Raw genomic sequence first — 1343 nt, forward strand, 5'->3', positions numbered from 1 at the left:
ACGCAGAACCGCTGCCAGTAGTGGGCCACCAGCTCCTCGCGCTGGCGGGGCATGCTGGTACGGCCCGCCGCGGTCGGCGTCCAGTTCAGGACCGGCGCGAGGCCGGTCCGCAGCCCCGCCGGGTTCTGCCAGGCCACGGCGGCCCGGAAGCGCGGCGAGGCCGCGATGTCCTGGAGCAGCCCGGCGGTGCGGACCGCTCCGGTGTCGAAGGCTCCGGTGAACGCCTCCCAGTCCGGGCCGGCGAGCTCGTCGCCCGGGCCGAACTTGTCGGCGGCCAGGGCGAGTCCGGGCGGGGCCATGCGCAGGACCCCCTCGGCCGGAAAACCCGGGCCGCGGAGTGCGAAGTGCTCCCACAACCGCCACCCGCCGGTGGGCAGGTGCACGGTCTCTGGGGTGTCCGACATGGCGGAGCTCCTTCCAGCCTGATGGGGTGGCGTGGCCGGCGGCGGTGTACCTCTCGGACGCCACCCTGGCTGCCCCGAACACTGCCGCCGCGCACGCCGGCGCCACCAGGGAAGGAGCGGCAGCACCGACCGCCGGTCCTTCTGCGCGTTTGTCCCTATGGCGGGCCGGGACCGGGACGGCACGCTGTGACCGCTGACCGAATGAGCGGGAGGACCGAAGCGATGAGTGACACCGACGAGAACGGCTACCGGGTCGTGCGCAACGACGAGGAGCAGTACTCCATCTGGCGTGCGGACCGGGAACTGCCGGCGGGCTGGCACGCCGAGGGCACGACGGGCACCCGGCAGGAGTGCCTGGACCACATCGCCGAGGTGTGGACGGACATGCGTCCGCTGAGCCTGCGCCGCCGCATGGCGAGCGCCTGAGAACGGGGGCCCGAACGCCGGTCGGCGCGGCTGAGCCGCGGGGGAACGGAGCCCCGCCGACCGGTCCTTCCCCACGCCCCCTGCCGCGGCCCTGCGCCGAGCGCGGCCGGGTGATCGTCCAGGGTGCGGCGCGGCGCCCGGCCCCGGGCCACGGCCCGGGTCAGGTCCGCTACGGACGCACCCCGTCACCCCGGCACCCCGGCACCCCGTCACCCCGGCACCCCGGCATCCCGGCACCCCGGGACCGGCTGATCGCGCCCAACGGCGGGACATGCAGGGCCCGTTTACGTAGGGTGAGCCGAGGACCACGGGGGAGGGGCACATGGCACCACCGGCACGCCGGTTACCGGCGCTGGCGCAGTACCGCAGCGACGCGGTGACGCGCCATCTGTGCGCGGGCGCGCACCTGGACGAGGGGGTCGCCCGTGTCGTGGACGGGGTGGTCACCGGGGTCCGGGGGCGCGCCCCCCCGCGCTCCCACGGCCTCGCCCAGCGCGCGCCGGGCCCGCCCCC

At 76.1% G+C, this 1343-nt stretch carries 2 protein-coding genes and 1 pseudogene; 2 read left to right on the forward strand and 1 reads right to left on the reverse strand.

What is annotated here, in order from left to right; all coding sequences use genetic code 11:
* Positions 1 to 404, reverse strand: a pseudogene (locus ACFXA3_RS42620) (lantibiotic dehydratase); the annotation flags it as partial.
* Positions 405 to 626: 222 nt separating this feature from the next.
* On the opposite strand from ACFXA3_RS42620, the gene ACFXA3_RS42625 reads away from it, so the two are divergent.
* The gene (locus ACFXA3_RS42625) at positions 627 to 830 is read left to right on the forward strand and encodes an MbtH family NRPS accessory protein (RefSeq protein WP_054223070.1); all 204 of its coding nucleotides are present in this window, start codon (positions 627 to 629) and stop codon (positions 828 to 830) included.
* Positions 831 to 1152: 322 nt separating this feature from the next.
* Positions 1153 to 1343: hypothetical protein (locus ACFXA3_RS42630; protein ID WP_385196937.1), on the forward strand; the 191-nt coding region annotated here is incomplete at its 3' end.

This window comes from Streptomyces sp. NPDC059456 (genome assembly GCF_042750055.1).
Taxonomy (GTDB): domain Bacteria; phylum Actinomycetota; class Actinomycetes; order Streptomycetales; family Streptomycetaceae; genus Streptomyces.

Bases quoted from the DNA above. Each gene is read 5' to 3' on its own strand.
- ACFXA3_RS42625 (WP_054223070.1), top strand. From the start codon at position 627: ATGAGTGACACCGACGAGAACGGCTACCGGGTCGTGCGCAACGACGAG.